A 16,794-nucleotide genomic window follows, 5' to 3' on the forward strand; every position below is an offset into this window, starting at 1 on the left:
CTGTTTTGGGGGCGAGGAGGGGGAGAGAAGAGCCATCTCGCGGCACTCTGGTGTGCCGCGAGCGGTCCGGGCTGTTAAATGAAAGACCCGAGCAATTCCAGGAAAAGTGCGTGGCAGTTTCCGTCCGAAATTGCGTCAAAACAAATAGATAGAGCGGTTCTGCGGTTCCGTGAAACGATGAACCGCTCTAATGCCTTACCTCGAAATCCCTATTTTCCGTGACCATGACCACGACGGTTGAAGAGCTTGCGGAGCTGGCCCGGAGGGCCGAGGTGAACGTGGTTCTTGTCCCCCCAGCCATGACCCGGGCGTGATCCACCCGATTTGGCAATCGCTTTGGAGTTCAAGCTTGTGCCGAGCAAAAGTGTTATGGCCGGCGGCGTCACCGCAGCAAAACGCCCTGCCTTCTTGAGAAAGTCTCGGCGCGCTTGAGCTTCTGAGACCAGGCTCTCCTGCGTCCGTTCCGATTGCCCTTTACTTTCGGGTGCCATGTCATAACCCCGTATTTTGACGAATTTACTTTAGGAATTCCAGAATAGAGGCACAAGCTCTCCAAAAGGCTTAGATTTTCGTGCGCGCCTCCAAGAGCGTGCGAGCGATGCGGCGCGCGAGATCGAACGGACCAAGTCGCGCCAGACCGTCGGCACGCGAAAGCCGCCATGCGCCCCACGCCAGATTGCCGGCCAGGCGCAAGGGCGCGCCAATGATGGGGTGTGTCGCCGTGAAGATGCGCCTCCAGTGCTGAAAACGGACCATCGGGCGCTGCGCACACTTTGCCGGAATCCCGGTCCCGAAGAAATGGTGCAAGGCCAGGAGCTGAGTATCGAGCGCATTGCGGGCGCTTTGATCCGACACCGATGCCTGCAGTGCCGTCCAATCCACGTGATCGCTTTCCGCCAATCGTGCCAGATCGTGAAGGTGCCTGAGATCAATCCGTCCGCGCCAGTAGTCCCCCTCCTTGAGAAGATCGTGCACGATCCAGTGCAAGGCCCGCGACTGCGCGGGAGGAATTTCCACCCGAAGACCGTCTCGCTGGACGGGCTTGGGGCGTTCAAGGTGGTTTGGTCGGCTCGGCCGAAGCTCCAGCATTCCAGCATCTTGCTGGCGGGTCGCGCCTCGATCGCCCGGAACTTGGACATATCCTAGCTCTTCAAGGCAGGCTTGCGCGGCTGCCTCTTCGGCCGGCGCCACAGCCAGATCGAGATCACTGGTCATCCTGCTGGGAACCTGTCCTGCCGGGGATAGAAACAGGGGAACCGCTCCCTTGAGCAGGACCGGAACGATGTCACGGCGGTTGAGGGCAGCAACGGCTTCACTCAGTTGGGTTCGCAGGCGCAGGTTCCGTTCCCGATTGCAGTCGTGAACAAACTCCAGGTATTCGCGCACCTCCTGCGGCAGCCGGTGGATCTGGCCGGCACGGGCGAGGGACGAGAACAAGTCGGGTGTGAGCAGAGTGTGATTTGCCAGCGCAATCACTGCCTGCCAGTCGGCCTTGTCGGCCGGACAACCGCGAAGCCCGGCGATCAATGCCTCAAGTGCGTTGCCCCTGCGCATCATCATCGGCAGGCTTTCGTGATCAGCTCGACTGCATCATCGAGCCTCGAATAGGTCAGGCAATAGGTCTGCGCCGATCCGATGATCTGGGTCAGCACGTCGAACGCCGTGCCGCTCAAATCCCCGCCGGGCGAAAAGGCGCCGTTGAGCAAGCCACGCAATGCGCTGGCTGGGTCGATCGGCGCGAGGCAAGCCTTCGAGTCGCGGCCTCGCCGGAGCAGCACCACGCAGCCGATGGGTAGAGGAGAAGCCGGTGCCGGGACGAACTCCCTGGGTACGGCAAAGCGCACACGTCTGCGGTCCGGACGGCGAAAGACTGGAGCAGCGCCGAGATCGGGGCAGTATTCGGCCAGGAGGGGCCAAGCTCCGGCCTTGACCGCGGGAGCAAACGGGAGACCCACGCCATGGCCCTTTGAGTCAAGCAGCGTCACATCGTCAGCGGCGAAGCCGAACCCCGAGTGGACCAAGGCCATGGTCAGCGTTGTCTTGCCCGCGCCCGGATTGCCACAAAGAAGCACGATACGTTCATTTCGGAGAAGCGCAGCCGCATGGACAGCAAGTTCATAGGCGCCGTGATCGAGAACCTCGGTCAGCAGCTGCCCTTTCAGCATAACGGGAAGTTCGTCGGGCGAGCAGGACAGGATCCAGTCGCGATCCCGAAACAGGTGAATCCGCCCCTCGCCCTCGACGACCCGGAGCAGAACGTCGGCAGCCTCTCTTTCAACCTCGAGATGGCGAAATGCGGTGATCGCGGGGAAGGCGCGGGCTGCCGGATAGACGATGCGTACATAAAGACCCGCAACGCCGACCACCTGGCTTATATGCTCGCGGGCCGATGGTGGAGACAATGGCGCACAGGGCCGTATCAAGTCCAGCCGCTGCCAATCCTCGAGCGCCGCCTCGACATGCCTGTCTGCCTCACGCCTGTCGACGCCGCTCCGCGCAATCTCGAACGCGATGGCGTGCGGTGGCATGCCTTCTTCCAGAGAGCGCCAGATGTCGGCAGCCGTATCGTTGACGGCGAAAATGGCCTGCCGGCAGGAGCTGAACAGAATGTTTTGCCCACGGATGCGCGTCAGGCGCCCCTGGATCACGAACGCGGCCGCGCTGTAATCGGTGGCGCCTGACGCCACGGTTCTGTCAACCGCCTGGTGCTGATTCATCGGGTGGTCGTCCTCCAGTCAACCAATGCGACGATCTGATCTGTCGCTGGGCAGGCGCATTCAATGGGCGAAGCGCCCTTTCGGCAGGAGTTCATTTCGCTCATTCGATTGCTTTGAAAGCTCAGGTCCATCCGGTCCCGGACCGGAAGGGTTGGCAGCGGCGTGCCGGTCTCGGCCTGACGACGACCGGGAAAACCGGACCAGCAAGTCTGCGATCGTCGATGCCAGGCTCGCCGCCCCGCGCATGCCGGCAGGTGATGGTCTCGCCAATTCGACGAACGCTTCGGAATCACGCGCCAGCCGCCAGCGCAACCAGAGCCCGGTGGCAAGCGAGGTTAGTATCGACGCCAGCACCAGCGCGGTGAACATGCGCTCGTCGATGATGCCGGCGGCGTACGCCACACTCGCCAGCACGATGCCGGGTCCGCCACGCGTGTTCATGGCGACGCCGTAGTCGAAAGCCCTGGCCCAGTCGGTACCCGCTGCTCTGGCGGCAATGGTGCAGCTCACCAGCTTGATGGCCGTGCTGGCAACGATGAAGAAGAGCGTGAGCAGGCCGTCGAATTGATGCGCCAGATCGAGCCGCAAGCCGACCAGCGCGAAGTAGATCGGCACGAAAAACCATATCGAGATGTCGGCGATATGTTGTTTCACCGGAGCAAGATGCCGCGAGGGAAAACGCGCCATCACGAGCCCCGCCAGAAGCGCGGCGAAGATGACGTTCACTTTCAAGAGGCTCGCGGCCGCGACGAAGACCAGGCACAGCAGCATGGTGTAGCCGGTGAGAGACGCTTCGCTGAACTTGCCGAAGACGCTTCGACGAATCGCACGTGCCGCTGCCGGAGCGAAGAACAGCGAGACGATCACGAAGGCGAGATTGACGGCGATCACACGCCCGATGCCGCCCGCGTCGGCGGCGTCACCGTTCTGCACCGCCGTGGCGATGGCAAGCATGCTCCAGAGGATGAGATCCTGGATGGTCGCGGCGCCGATGATGTTGCGCGCGAAGGAGCTGTTCATCAGGCCAAGATCGAGGAAGATGCGCGAGATGACCGGGATCGACGTGACGCCCACAGCGATACCCATCACCAGCTTGAACGCAAGGTCATCGCCCGCCTGTGCGTCCGCAAACAGCGGCGCGCCCGCATAGCCACACGCGAACGGAACCACGAGCGCGCCGATCACCAGCGCCGGTATGATGCGGCCCGATCCTTCCATGCCTTCCGCCTGCATCTTGAAGCCGGCGGTGAACATCAGCAGCACCAGGCCCAGCCAGTAGAAGGCGGAGAGCAAGGCACCCTGCGCGGGGAACCCGGCAAACAGCCATTTGTGCGCTTCGGACGAGACAAGCCCCAGCACGGACGGGCCGAGCACAATTCCGCCGGCGATTTCGCCAATCACGCGCGGCAGCTTCAGTCGCTCGAACACAAGGCCACCGCCCAATGCGCCGATGAGCAGCAGAACCAGGGAAAGAAAGAAACGCGCGAGTTCGGAATCGTTCATGCCGCCGCCTCAGTTGCCGACGCGCTCAGAGGATGAAGATGGGATGCCACTGGCCGGCACACCGGGGTCAGTTCCAGACATACGAGGCAACGATCCGCGCTGAGAGCTCATCCACGGAATGCGCCTCGGTATCGAGAACGAGGTCCGGGCTGTCTGGCGGCCGATATTCACTGTTGTAGCCGATGAGGGTATCGATCTCGCCGCTAATTGCCTTGCGATACAGGCCCTTCGGGTCCCGTTGCGCGCAGGTCTCGACGGAGCAGGCGACGTAGCCGATCGTCAGGTTTCTGACATTTTCGCGAACATGCTCGCGAGCATCTTGCCCTGCGGTCAGCGCGGCGACCACGACGTGCAGGCCGGCATCGGCCGCCTTGTTGGCCAGATGCACCAGCACCGAGACCACGCGCAACCGGCTGTCTGTGCCAAACCCAAGGTCGGCTCCGAAGAACCCGCGGACCTCGTCGCCGTCAAAGAGAATGACCGGAACCCCGAGCCGTCGCAAATCCGCAACGACGCGCATCGCCAGCGTCGTCTTGCCGGCGGAGGTTGGTCCGAGCAGCCATAGCACCGTTCCCGGTTCAGGATATTCGCGGTCCGGCCGCGGCAGCCCGAAATGCTTCACTCCGTTGGCCATCGTTCCCATCCTATTCCTGGAACAGCGCGTGTTTCATCATCACCTCGGCGCGCACCACCTCCTGCACCTCGGATCGCATCATCCAGTTCGGCAGCGCTTCTCCCGCCCGCAAGGCGCGTCGAATCTCCGAGCCGCTGATGGGCGTCGCGGCCTTGCAGGCGTTCAGGTCGACATAGCTCTCGGACTGGCTGTCGTAGCCGATGGCATCGAAGAAGATCGGCTCTATGCCTATGTCGCCCAGTTCATCGAACAGCTCCCTGCTCTCGTTGGCGCCGTAGAAACCGCCGACACCCGAGTGATCCCGTCCGATGATGAAATGGCTGCAGCCCATGTTCTTGCGGCAAAGGGCGGTGAAAACCGCCTCGCGAGGACCGGCAAATCGCGGGTAGGTGATGAAGCTTGCGAGCACCACCTTGCCCGGCGGGTAAATGCCGTAGTCGAGCATGGCCTGGTAGCCGTCGAGGACAAGATGCGGCATAAAATCGCCGCGCTTGGCATTTCCGACCACGGGATTGATCAACAGGCCGTCCGCGTAGGTGCGCTCCAGGGCGGCCATCTGGATCACTTCGTGGACACGATGGACCAGGTTGCGGCTGTGGAAGGCCACCACCCGGGTCCAGCCCTTGTGCGCAAAGACCGTGCGCAGCTGGGCCGGCGTCAGGTCGTAGCGCCGGTACGGCGAAGGCAGCGGCTGGATGAGGGTGATGCCGCCGGCGAGGAAATGTCCGCCGCGCGCAAGCACGCGGGCGACACCTGGATGCTCGCGCGAGTCCGTGCCGAACCATTTGCGCGCGAGCAGCTCCGGATCGAACTCGTAGGTTTCGGAGATGTCGAGAACGGAGTGCGACAATCCGCTTTTGCTGCAAAGCAGAACGCGGTCACCATTCGAAAATCGGCTTGCGGTTTCTTTGGGAACAGCCAGCACAACCGGCATCGTCCAGGCCAATCCCGAGGGAAGCCGGTTGTGTTCAAGTACGCTTTCCAGGCACCCTTTGTCCATGAAGCCACACAGCGGCGAGAAGGTGCCGCGGGCGATCTGCTCGACGTCGGTCAAGTCCTCATCTGCGACCGTGACCGTCGGCAAGTCATTGATTTCCAGATCTTCCGCCGGTCCCAGCGTCCGAATGACCAGGCGCCCGCCATGAGGCTCGACACCGGCGTGCAGCGATGACGGACGCACTCGGATGGCGTGGGCGCCGCCGGCCATATTCCGCCGGAATTGCTCGGCGACTTTGACGACCATCCTGGCACAGGCTACCGGATATTGACCGATGGCTGTTTCCGCCGCCAGGACGAGGCCGTCGGCGCCGTCCGCCAATGTATTGTAGACGTCGTTGACCTCGGCGCGGGTCGGCGTTGGCGCGCTCGTCATCGACTCCAGCAGGTTCGTTGCGACATAGACCTTCGCGCCATGCGCCTTCGCATTTCGGATGATCATCTTCTGAACTGCGGGGATCTGCTCGATCGGGACTTCCCGGGACAGGTCGCCGCGGTCAATCAGGATTGCGTCTGACTTCTCGGCTATGGCTGCGAGATTGCGTAAGCCACTCAGGCATTCGATCTTGGAGATGATGATCGCGCCGGGCCCGGCCTTGGCCCGGATCCCATCGACGTCCGAAGCGCGATGCGCAAAGGAAAGCGCGAAATGGCGTATCCCCATCCGGCGGCCGATCGCGATGGCGGCCACATCCTTTTCGGTCAGGGGCGGCATATCGAGCGTGCGCTGCACCGTTACTGCCTTGTTCTGACCGAGCTCCCCACCGTTCAGGACCCTCAGGATCACTGCCTCGTTGTCCTTCTCCACGACCTGGGTCAGGACAGCGTTGAAATCGATGCTGATGAAATCGCCGACTTGAAGTTTGTTGACGATGTATGCCGGGTAGAAGCTGATGCTGAACTGGTCGCCCGCCACCGGCCGCGCACGGGCGGTCAGGAACCGGTTCTCATGCACCATGACCTTGCCTTCGACCAGCGGACCGGTGCGAACCTGCGCGCCTTCGGTATCGAGACAGATCGGAATGCGCGTCCGCTTCTGGATGAAGGTGATGATCCGCTCGAGGTCCTCAATCTTCGTGTGTGATAAATTGACGCGCAAAAGCGAAGTGCCGACCCGGTCCAACCAATGGATGACCTTGTCATTGAGCGACGCCGGACCCAGCGTGCACAGAAGCTCGACTTCCCTGGCTTTCATGGCTCCCCACCTTTGTCTTCACTGTTGCGCGATGCACTTGATGAAACGGTGAACCGGCCCGGACCAGGCACGCGGTTCTGCCGACGGTGCGCACGGTCTCACAGCACTTCGTCGGAAAACCGGGCCACGTCCTGATGCGCCGTGATCCACTGGAGATGAGCCTTGTCCCAGTGTGCGCGGGCGTCGCTGCCCGTCAGCACTCTGAAACCGGACGGCGGCAGCGGCAGCGCGGACGGGATTGGCTCGTCGGGCAGCCACAACAACAAATTGTCGCGGCTTTCGATGGTCTTTTTCCAGGTGCGTTCCAGGCGGCGAAATCCCCGCATGTTTGCCGAAGCCAGCGCAAAAACCGATCCAGCGATCCTCAGGCTGGGCGACATGTCGGAAGCCTTGACCGGTGCCTGATGTGTGATGTCGCCCTTGGCCAGATAGGCGTGCATGCGGATCAGTGTCCCGTCGATCCGCACGATCTCCTGTGTCCCGTCGCGTTCGTTCGATGCGGGATCCAGACTGATCCCCGAGAAGCAACCGTCGAACAGGCAATCGTCGATGGTGCCACTGGAGAGATGGTCGTTTTCGACCGCATCATCCCTGATTTCGCTGAGCCAGCATCCTTTGAGCAGAAAACCGTCGGCCCGCTCGGCGAAGCGAATGCCATCCCAGCAGCGGCGTGCACGGACGCCTTCTATCGTCGCATTGGTGCTTCCGTCCCTGACAAGTAGGGCCGCGCTGTTGCAGTAGGTGTCCTGCCAGTCCGACGTGAGCGGCACCTCGCCGTTGAAGCGCCCGCCAACAAAGTGGACGTCGGGGCAGTTGCGGATGACAAATGGATAGCGATTGACCGGCAGCGCCCCCGCATCGCAGCCCATGATAGCACTTGGGTCGCTGTTTCTGCTGTTGGCGACTGTGAAGGACGCATTCCGCGCGTCGACTGTTGCTCCGGCCTGTAGGTCCCGAACTGACTGTTGTTCGTAGCCGTACTCACCTCTCAGCACGACCTGCGTACCGCTGCCACCCGACTGGAGAGGCGCCTGCCCACCTTCTGCCTTGGACGACCGCGGCAACAGGGCCAATACGGGCGACATGCCGGCAAGGCTCATGAACGAACGGCGGTCCATCCTCCTGCTCATTGGCCAGCCGAACCGCATAGCCGATGCCTGTCGAGGCAGGCCAAAAGCACGACCTCAAGTGCCCTTTCTGCCACGTCTTCGGGCGAGGCCAACCTGTCCACGTCGACTGCCGCCAATACGTGATCTTCCGTCCGCATTCCCGTCTCGAGAACGGCCGCCATCTCGCGGCAGGCACGGTCGGCCGACGACCAGAGATCGAGGTCGCGATCGGGAGACGTCCTCTGCATCCGCGAAGTCCGGTCGCCCCTCGTCAGGAGCCGATCGCGTGCAACGCCGGCCTCGCCGCGCAGATGGACAAAAACCATGTCATGCACGCCAATGGCGGACAGGATATCGAGCCATTTCTCGGATGTTGCCCGATGCTTGCTCTTCAGCAAGATGGACCAGAACCCCTGCAGCAGTCCCTGATCCATGATGATGATGGTATTTTTTCTTGGCCTCTCGTTCTCGACATAGGCAACCAGAACCGAAAAGTTCCAGATGACCTTGACTGCGTCGATGATCGATGATTGCCCGCTTTCGAAGACAAAGCGTGCAATTCGCACAACCAACGAGCGAAACTCACGATTCATGAGTCTTGGAGCGACAATGCCGATCCTGTAGATCTGCCGGCGGATGAATGTTCTTGTCCCCCAGGCTATTTGCACCTCACCTATCAGCGGACCGCACCGTCGCAGGCTGTTTGCCAGCAGGCTGGAGGCGGTTGTCTTTCCAATCCCGGGGAGACCAAAGAATTCCACAAATCGAATGTCTGTCAGAAGCGCGCGTGCCTCAGCGCTTGGCGGGAGGCTTGCCGCCAGGTCACGATGCGAAGTCATTTGGATTCAGCCGGTGAAGTTGACTCTTGGAAGGTCGACGAAACAGGGAAAAAGGCCTCCACTCTTCTGTTCCTCAGCGTTCGAATAGCTGCGGCGCAGTGGTGGCGTAGAGCTTTGTATGCCCGTCAGAGCCGGTCTGCAGCGATCGTTGCATGCCGCGATAGGCCATGAGCAGCGCCAAGGGCAGCCAGAAGAATGGCGCGGTTGATGGGCCGAAGGAATCGCTCATCTGGTTTGCGGCGAGGTAATTCCACACCGAAACCGATGAACCGAGCACCATCACATTCGCTTCCGTCGCGTCCTCACTCCTGTCATTGCCGAACAGTGTGGAAAGAACGGCGGTGACCAGATATCCCGTGACCAGCAGGGCGATGACCGCTACCAGCGCGACGCCGGGCACCCCGAGCGTTCTGAAGTAATCGATGAACAGATTGTGGCTATGGGGAGCAATGTCGCCCACCGGCTGCCCTGCCCCGACCCCGATGAAGGGATGCGTCATGCCGAGATCGATGGACATCGACCACAATCGCTGCCGCGATACGATCGAATGCGCTTCACCTCCGGAGAGTTGAACCGACAGCAGCTTGTAAGCCCGTGGATTGAGGGACTGCAATGTGACCAGACACACCTGGATCAACACGGGAGCCGCAACCACGCCAAGGATAACCGTTATCGGCCTCTGCTTTCGCATCACCAGATAGATACTGTACAGCGCGAAGAAAATTCCGAGACCGACCACGCCGACAACGAAATTTGTCTTTGAACCTGATTTCACCAGGCCCAGCAGCACCGCCGCAAGACAGCCCAGCAGGAGAATCCGGTGCCTGCGAGCAGTGACCAGCCGCGCGGCGATCAGCGGCAGCCCCGCCGACAGCGCAATTCCCAACTGGTTCGAATGCTTGAAATATCCTTCAGCCCGGTCGGCGAACTTGGCGTCGCCCAGGCCGATCGTCACAAGGCACGATGTTGCGACGCTCATGATGATCATCGCCATCACAAGTCTGTCGACCGCCTCGAAACCCTTTGGTCTGGTAGAGATCGCTGCAACCGCCGGGATAGTGGCAAATCCGAATATCTGCGCGAAAACTGCGCGCATTGTCCGGAGCGGACTGTCTGCATAGAGCATCGATAGAAGGGAAAGAACGATGATGAAGGCAGATGTCGTCAGCACGGCAGCCGCCAGGGCAGCTTCGGTCTGATGAAGGCGCCTTGCCGTTTCGCCATAGCAGACGACGCTTACCAGAGCGCAGAACAGAGCCAGCAGGAAGGAAAGCGACCCATCGGTTCCGGCAATCCGCGTGGCGCCAGGAAACCAGATTGACACGATAAGCAACAGAACGGATGCCTGCAGCAAGGGATGTTGGTCTGCGGAATGTCGCACCGAAAGCGCTACTTCCTGCGTTTTTTGGCGGTCCATGAGAGGGGTCGTTCGTGGCTCAGCATTCGCTCGAGTAAAACAATTCAAGGCATGCTGCCGCACTGCGGGTGAATACTCCGCATATCTTCAGCAAGCAGCGTAGGCTCAGCCGACAGCCAAGGAAATGAGCGAAAGGGTGACATTGGTGCAAGGTGACCTACGCCTTTTGTGCAAGGGACGGAGGCGCGGTTTCCCGAGGCCTTTATTGCCACGAGGAGGGTTGCGTAGGGCAGCCCCAGGCGCGCAGACCACAGACGATAGGCGTGCACCGGATTGAATGTTGGTACGGCTTCGCAAAATGTGGGAGACTTTGCGCGGCACATTGGTTCTTCCGCTCATAGGAGATCGCCGTGCTTTGGAGCCTTGTCGCCGTCGGCGTGACTGGCATTTTGCTGGGATTTCGCTTTCGCGCACCTGCACTTATCGTTGTCACGGCCGTGACCGTCGTCATCAGCGCCGTGGCAAGCGGTACCGACGATCCGTTTGATCGGCAGCGCCTGCTTTCGATCCTGCTCCTCGTTGCCACGCTGCAGTGCGCCTATGTGCTCGGCCTCTTGCTCGGCGCCATATGGCGTCGTGGCGTGACCCATGAGCAATGACGGAGCGTGGCATCCGCAAGGCGCCCCACATGAAGCCGTTCAGACGCGACGCGCCTTCAATCAAGACGCATGGTCGAATCTCATCACGGCGAAGATCGTCCGTACGAGAATGACGACATCGGCCCATACCGACCAGTTTCGGATGTAGCGGCTGTCGATGGAGACGCGACTGGCATAGTCTACTGCGTCTCTGCCTGTCACTTGCCACAGGCCGGTCAGTCCTGGGCGGGCTTGCAAATACTCGGCCGCACAGGCGCCGTAGCGTTGCAGCTCGTCAGGAACGACCGGGCGCGGACCGACACAGCTCATTTCCCCGCGCAGCACGTTGATGAGCTGCGGCAGCTCGTCCAGGCTCGACTTCCTGAGGATGCGCCCCAGGAATGTGATGCGCGGGTCGTTCTTGAATTTCCAGTTCTGCTCCCACTCCTTGGCGGCTTCGGGGTTGTTCGCCAGATAGTCGGCCAGAACCTGCTGGGAGTTGGCCACCATGGTCCTGAACTTGTAGCAGGCGAAACGCTTGCCGTTGAAACCGACACGGGTGTGGGAAAATATCGCCGGCCCGCCATCGGTTACCCATATCAGAAGGGCAACGATCAGCATGACCGGAGCGGCCAGGACAAGCGCGACCAGAGCGACCGTTACGTCCATCATCCTCTTGCGTCGGCCTCCGAGTGGACGACGGCTCCGGCCGACGTGCAGGCCGGGTCTGCGGGGATTTATGTCGAATGCACTGATTGTCATGGGTTTCGCCCAGGAACGCTGTTTGAGTGCTGCTGCAGCTTGAGTGCTGTTGCAACGCCCAACTTCACAGCGACGGATCATCCGCGACAAGAGCCGCAAAGGAGGTAGCCAGCTAACGGTTGCCGGTTACCCCCTTAGCCTTATTTCAAGGCAACCGATGTCATGCGGCGGTCAGCCCCGTGGAGGCAGCCAAGCCGTAGAGAGCCGTCTGCCGATGCAACACCCTGGGAGGCGCAGATGAACGTTCAGGAGAGGCCAGAACCGCGTCGCACAGCCGAATACTGACGGTGACCGTCTCAAACTGGGCCTGGACTGTTGCCGCTGCGCGGACGCGGCCAGCGCAATACCGGTAGCCGGCCAGGCGCCGATGGCGCCTCCCTATTCGTTCGGACAGGTCCGTGCGTTGCAGCCATTGCGGCGTTAAGTCTTCCGACCAAACGGCGTATCACCGGCATCCGATTGCCGTGGTAGCGGTTCGGGCAAATTTAGCCTTACTTGCAGGAATGACGCATTGAAACTGGATCCGTCATGAAGCGGCCGAGAGTGCCATCCTGATACAGGCCATCACTTTCCTCCGCAGACAGGAAACCTGGGGGACCGTGCTTGCAAATGCGCAGGCCGGCTAAGGTGGTCAGTGAACGCAATGCGTGAAGGCGTGCGCACCGCGCCAGGACGAAATCCTGTGAAGCAGGGCTTCCTGCGTCAAAGGACGCTACCGGCCGATTTTGACTATGGGGAGCGCGCAACGTGACGGACAGCTTCATGCCCTCATCATTTGAGTTCCCCGCAAGACCGGTCGCCCGCCATGTTCCCGATATCGACCACGCGGAAGCACTTGCCATCGTCCGCGAGCAAATAGCCTTGCTCGATCTCGATCTCTCCGGGCTCACCGTGGTCGTTGGGACCGCGACGGGATACCAGGCGGTAGCCGCGACAGCCGCTGCGCTGGCCGATGCCGGCCGTGTCATAGCGCTCGCCGGCGAATTCCAAAGACATCCGAGCCTGGCGACGGCCGCCGACGCCACCTTGGCATTTGCCAAGTACACCAACGTCTCCAAGCGCGTCGAAGTGCTGAACCGCATCGACAGCCGCGGATGGCATGACGTCGATCTCCTCGTCAACGGTCTCCAGGTTGGGCCGATCTCGAGATCGCTCATCGAGCTCCTGCCCCCTCATGCTGTGGTTTCGCTGATGGCCGAACCATGGGAGCTTCGGCCAGGCATTGTGGACTTCGACAGCTGTGATGACGCCGGCATCAAGGTCGTGGCTCCCAACCTCGGCCATCCGGCCATTAACCTGCTGCCTGAGTTCGCACGGCTATGCTGCATCATGCTCGACGAGGCCGGCGTCGAGCAAGCCGGCGCAAGACTCGCTCTTGTCTGCGATACGCCCTGTGCACCATTCATCGAGCAGGCTCTGCGCGATCGTGGAGCGAGAGTGAGCGTTTTTGCACATCCGTCGCTGCTGACCGACAGCAAATGGGATGTGATCGTTGCCGCGATGCGGCCCTCCGACAGACCGCCAATGGATATCAAAAGCCTGGGCCGCATTTCGGAGACCTCGCGCCACGCCTTGCTGGTGCAGTTCAGCGGCGAGATCGACCGCTCGGCCGCCAGCTACTTCGGCCTGAGGGTGTGGCCGCCGAAGCGACCCGCCCGCGGTCAACTGGGCCTGCCGCTGGACGTGCTCGGAGCGGCGCCGGCAATCCGCAAGCTGACAGGCGGGCTGAAGGCCGCCGAAGCCGCATATCGCGGCGAAGCGCTGGGACGCGATAGCGTCGGATTTATCGTGAAGGCAAGGTCCGGGACGATCGAGCGGGGACGCGCTGGGACACGCGCCAGCGCACATCTGTTGCGCTAAGGCGATTCCAGGAAAAGTGCGTCGCGGTTTTCCGTCCGGAATCGCGTAAAGAGTTGGAGGGCCCGGAGGGAACCTCCGAGCATCAGGTCTGCGATCCGGACCTCAAGGATGACCGCCCCAAAATCGAGGCGACAATGTCCAGCGTCAGATCACCTGGGGCCGGTCTGGCAGGCCGGCCCAGTAGGCCTCAAAGCATCATCTCTCTGAGCTTGTAGGCTACCTCCGTGCGGTTCGTAGCCTTCAGCTTCTTCATGATGTTGCGGATGTGGACCTTGACGGTACTCTCGCAAAGGTTGAGCTCATAGGCGATTATCTTGTTCGCCTTGCCTTTTCTGAGCGCCTCCACGACAGCCGCTTCGCGCGTGGTGAACATGCCGGTGAGTGGACGGGCGCTGCTTGCGGTCGCGTGGATGATCTCCCGAAGCGCCAGCACGCAGCTGGCGGGTACGAAGATTCCTCCGGCGCGAGCGAGACCAGTGGCCTCGGCAGCAACCTTCACTGTCACACTTGTCGGAATGTAGCCTCGAGCACCACTCTCGAGCGCCGCGAGAATCTCGCCTGGCTCATCGGAATCCGCGACCACGATGACGGGCACGGCGCCGACCTCGGAAACGAAGTGCAAGAGCTCCGCCCGAACGCTCTGGTCGGTGACTCTTTTAGCTCCCAGGAGCACGAGGAAAGCTGATGGTTCGGCCGCGTCGGCGATGTTGTGGAATTCGTCGAGCGATCCCACGGCACTGACCCGTAAACTAGGATTGTGTTCGACAAGGCCGCGAGCGAGGCATTCCCGCTCAAGTGCTCGCTTGTCGATGATTACGACAAGACCTTCGTTCCCGCCTTCAAGCCCAATCTTGCCGACACCACTGCTATCCGCCAGATGCCCATTATGTCCATTGTGTATTGCGCCCCCTGTGGCACCATTCGAGAAATCGGGATTTTGAGAGTACACCATAGCCTTACTCCTCCTCTCCGTTGCCGATTTACTTTCTCTATATCCTCTCTTTTTCTTTGCATTGCGCTCCACGCAAAGCTTCTCGTGCGTGTGAACCGATAAGCCTCATCCACGGCATATCAGCCCTGCACGTTCACTGGGAGTAAATCTCAAGGAGTAGGCATAAACGCCGATCCAACGCTCGACGTACGGTGCCACCCGCCACGCTCCGTTTAGGTAGCCCAGCCCGACCTACCTAAATCCATACTAAGGGTGCTGTGGAAAACTCGCATTAATCCCGGTTAACAATTTGGTAATTATATCTTAGGTGACTAATGTAATCCGAAAGGATGACAACCTTACATTGCACCGTCGAGTGCCACACTAGGAAGCTGAACACCCCCGTCGAAAGCCCCGGCCGTGACCACATGCGGCGAGCGGCCCTCCAAAATGGGCGCGACAGCGCCCCTAGCCGGCGCATTGCCTCGCACCGCCGACGGTCGGTCACATGAAACCCGGAGGCAACGCAGACTTGTTCAGCCCTGCGCCCGGACCTGCGGGAGTGCGGCGGCGAGCGACCGCTCGACTGCATCGACCAGCGTATCGACCTGGGCCTCGGTGATGATCAGCGGCGGGCAGAAGGCGATCGCGTCGCCCATGTTGCGCGAGATGACGCCATTCTGCTGCAGCAATCCGTTGACCTGGGCGCCGAGCGCACCGGGCTTCCCCCACGGCGCCTTGCCGGCCTTGTCGGCGACCAGCTCGACGGCGGCGATCAGACCGACGCCGCGCACCTCGCCGACGAGCGGATGCGAAGCGAGCCTGCGCAACCGGGCCTGCAGGTGCGCACCGACCGCACGCGCATTGCCGACAAGGTCGCGCTCCTCGATCAGCTTGAGATTCTCCAGCGCCACGGCGGCGGCCACGGGATGGCCGCCGCCCGTGAAGCCATGCCCGAACGTGCCGATGCGTTCGCTCTCGTCCGCAATCGGCTCGAACACCCCCTCATTGATGAGCAGGGCAGAAATCGGCAGGTATGACGACGAGATCTGCTTGGACAGCACCATGATGTCGGGCCTGATGCCGAAGGTCTGCGAGCCGAACATCTCGCCGGTCCGGCCAAAGCCGCAGATGACCTCGTCGGCCACGAGCAGGATGTCGTATTTCGACAGCACCGACTGGATCTTCTCCCAGTAGCCGACAGGCGGAACGATAACGCCGCCGGCGCCCATGATCGGTTCGCCGAAGAAGGCGGCGATGGTCTCCGGTCCCTCCGCAAGGATCAGCTTCTCGAGATCCCCGGCAAGACGGCTCGCGAACTGTTCTTCGCTTTCGCCCGGCGCGGCCTCGCGCCAGTAATGCGGCGTCGACGTGTGGAGCACGTTGGCGATCGGCAGGTCGAATGACAGATGGTTGTTAGGCAGCCCGGTCAGGCTTGCCGCGGCAATCGTCACGCCGTGATAGCCGCGTTTGCGGCTGATGATCTTCTTGCGTGCCGGCTGGCCGAGCGCATTCGACCGGTACCAGATCATCTTCATGGCCGTGTCGTTGGCCTCGGAACCCGAATTGGTGAAATACGCCTTGCTCATCGGGACCGGCGCCATCTGGACCAGCCTTTCAGCCAGGTCGATCAGCGGCGAATGCGATTTCGAACCGAAGTCGTGATAATAGGGCAGCTTCGACATCTGCCTTGTGGCGGCGTCGACCAGGCGCTTTTCCGAAAAGCCGACGGCTACGCTCCACAGGCCCGCCATCGCTTCGATGTAGCGATTGCCGGCCACATCCTCGACATAGATGCCGTCGCCCTTCTCGATGACGAGCGGGCCCGATTCCTGATGCTTGCGAGCATTGGTATAGCCATGCAGATGATAGCGTATGTCACGGCCTTCAGGGGAATTGCGTCTGGTGTCCATGACGGCTCCTGTCTGCATGCGTACGGGGAACTGTCGCCTGCTCCACTTGGGATTGCGCAGTTTCCTTCTTGCATGTTCACAAACGAAAACGGCCCGCACAAGGCGGGCCGTTTTCGAAACTTGGTTGCGGGGACAGGATTTGACTTTTTCAGTCCCGCGGCGTCGGCTTCGCCTCCTTGCAGGCCCCTGATGAGGGCTAAAATCAACCGGCACCAACAGCCGAATACCAAAACGGCCCGCACGAGGCGGGCCGTTTTGGTATTTGGTTGCGGGGACAGGATTTGCCCTTAACTTGCAGCCCGAACAAATGGATCGCAGGCTGCTGTCTTTTGTGTCTAAC

At 61.2% G+C, this 16,794-nt stretch carries 13 protein-coding genes; 2 read left to right on the forward strand and 11 right to left on the reverse strand.

All coding sequences use genetic code 11. The annotated features are described in order from the left end of the window. Positions 1-561: 561 nt before the first annotated feature. The 8 genes from ACFX5Q_RS12935 to ACFX5Q_RS12970 form a co-directional block, all read right to left on the reverse strand. Positions 562-1,560 carry a nucleotidyltransferase family protein gene (locus ACFX5Q_RS12935; RefSeq protein WP_404278336.1) on the reverse strand — a complete coding sequence of 333 codons (999 nt, stop codon included), beginning with the start codon at positions 1,558-1,560 and terminating at the stop codon, positions 562-564. Then, the gene (locus ACFX5Q_RS12940) at positions 1,557-2,717 is read right to left on the reverse strand and encodes a PqqD family peptide modification chaperone (RefSeq protein WP_404278338.1); all 1,161 of its coding nucleotides are present in this window, start codon (positions 2,715-2,717) and stop codon (positions 1,557-1,559) included. Before ACFX5Q_RS12940 ends, ACFX5Q_RS12935 begins: the two co-directional genes overlap by 4 nt. Before the next feature lie 60 nt (positions 2,718-2,777). Beyond that, positions 2,778-4,220: a cation:proton antiporter gene (locus ACFX5Q_RS12945; protein ID WP_404278340.1), complete on the reverse strand. Its 1,443-nt coding sequence runs from the start codon at positions 4,218-4,220 to the stop codon at positions 2,778-2,780. A gap of 67 nt (positions 4,221-4,287) precedes the next feature. After that, entirely contained in the window at positions 4,288-4,863 is a 576-nt protein-coding gene (locus tag ACFX5Q_RS12950) for an adenylyl-sulfate kinase (RefSeq protein WP_404278342.1), read from the reverse strand. 1 nt (position 4,864) lies between these two features. Beyond that, complete coding sequence (locus ACFX5Q_RS12955) at positions 4,865-7,045, reverse strand: pyruvate kinase (RefSeq protein WP_404278344.1); 2,181 nt, start codon at positions 7,043-7,045, stop codon at positions 4,865-4,867. Between the two features lie 98 nt (positions 7,046-7,143). After that, positions 7,144-8,163, reverse strand: coding sequence for a hypothetical protein (locus ACFX5Q_RS12960; protein ID WP_404278347.1), 1,020 nt, complete (start codon positions 8,161-8,163; stop codon positions 7,144-7,146). An 8-nt stretch (positions 8,164-8,171) separates the two neighbouring features. Further along, a complete protein-coding gene (locus tag ACFX5Q_RS12965; RefSeq protein WP_404278349.1) occupies positions 8,172-8,726 on the reverse strand; it encodes a hypothetical protein in 555 nt (184 codons plus the stop codon). A 340-nt stretch (positions 8,727-9,066) separates the two neighbouring features. Then, entirely contained in the window at positions 9,067-10,410 is a 1,344-nt protein-coding gene (locus tag ACFX5Q_RS12970; RefSeq protein ID WP_404278351.1) for an O-antigen ligase family protein, read from the reverse strand. Positions 10,411-10,760: 350 nt separating this feature from the next. Here ACFX5Q_RS12970 and ACFX5Q_RS12975 point away from each other — a divergent pair, with 350 nt between their 5' ends. Next, positions 10,761-11,009, forward strand: coding sequence for a hypothetical protein (locus tag ACFX5Q_RS12975; protein ID WP_404278353.1), 249 nt, complete (start codon positions 10,761-10,763; stop codon positions 11,007-11,009). A 60-nt stretch (positions 11,010-11,069) separates the two neighbouring features. Here ACFX5Q_RS12975 and ACFX5Q_RS12980 read toward each other — a convergent pair whose 3' ends face one another. Next, entirely contained in the window at positions 11,070-11,660 is a 591-nt protein-coding gene (locus tag ACFX5Q_RS12980; protein ID WP_404278355.1) for a sugar transferase, read from the reverse strand. A gap of 852 nt (positions 11,661-12,512) precedes the next feature. Between ACFX5Q_RS12980 and ACFX5Q_RS12985 the strand changes: the two genes are divergently transcribed. Beyond that, positions 12,513-13,610 (forward strand): hypothetical protein, encoded by a 1,098-nt coding sequence (locus tag ACFX5Q_RS12985; protein WP_404278357.1) that lies wholly within the window; start codon positions 12,513-12,515, stop codon positions 13,608-13,610. 187 nt (positions 13,611-13,797) lie between these two features. Here ACFX5Q_RS12985 and ACFX5Q_RS12990 read toward each other — a convergent pair whose 3' ends face one another. Continuing rightward, the gene (locus ACFX5Q_RS12990) at positions 13,798-14,562 is read right to left on the reverse strand and encodes a LuxR C-terminal-related transcriptional regulator (RefSeq protein ID WP_404278359.1); all 765 of its coding nucleotides are present in this window, start codon (positions 14,560-14,562) and stop codon (positions 13,798-13,800) included. A gap of 515 nt (positions 14,563-15,077) precedes the next feature. Then, entirely contained in the window at positions 15,078-16,454 is a 1,377-nt protein-coding gene (locus tag ACFX5Q_RS12995; RefSeq protein ID WP_404278361.1) for an aspartate aminotransferase family protein, read from the reverse strand. Positions 16,455-16,794: the final 340 nt, after the last annotated feature.

The sequence above is a fragment of the Mesorhizobium sp. IMUNJ 23033 genome (genome assembly GCF_044778005.1).
Lineage (GTDB): Bacteria > Pseudomonadota > Alphaproteobacteria > Rhizobiales > Rhizobiaceae > Mesorhizobium > Mesorhizobium amorphae_A.